Genomic DNA, 419 nt, shown 5'->3' on the forward strand with positions numbered 1-419 from the left:
AGGGTTGATAGAAAAGAAAAATTTATAAAAAATAATTTTTAAATAAAAAACAGGAGATGATTCAAATGAAAGAATTTTTATTACAAATTGTAAATGGAGCAGGACAAAATGCACTAAATTTAATAGGAGTAACAGTTGGAACTTATCTAATAGCTTTTTTAAGTAAACGATTTGTTAAATTTTACAAATTTTTAATAGAAAGGAAGATTACTAAGTTAATAACTAAATATATTCCTGCCGGCATAGCCTATGGAGAAATTCTTAAAGGTACTAAACCAAATTCGGAAGTTTTATTCCAGGCGATACTAAGAGTACAAAATTTAGTACTAAAAGTTTTTCCTGAAAAACAAAGACCTATGATAGCTAAAATGCTTGATCCAAAAAAAATAGCGGATGGAATTGAAAGGGCTCTGAATGAG

Annotated in this window: 1 protein-coding gene; it reads left to right on the plus strand. The window is 27.7% G+C overall.

From position 1 onward, the window contains the following. Positions 1-65 precede the first annotated feature (65 nt). The coding region (locus EII29_RS11625; protein ID WP_148096443.1) for a hypothetical protein at positions 66-419 on the plus strand (354 nt) is incomplete at its 3' end.

This window comes from Leptotrichia sp. OH3620_COT-345, from assembly GCF_003932895.1.
Classification (GTDB): domain Bacteria; phylum Fusobacteriota; class Fusobacteriia; order Fusobacteriales; family Leptotrichiaceae; genus Pseudoleptotrichia.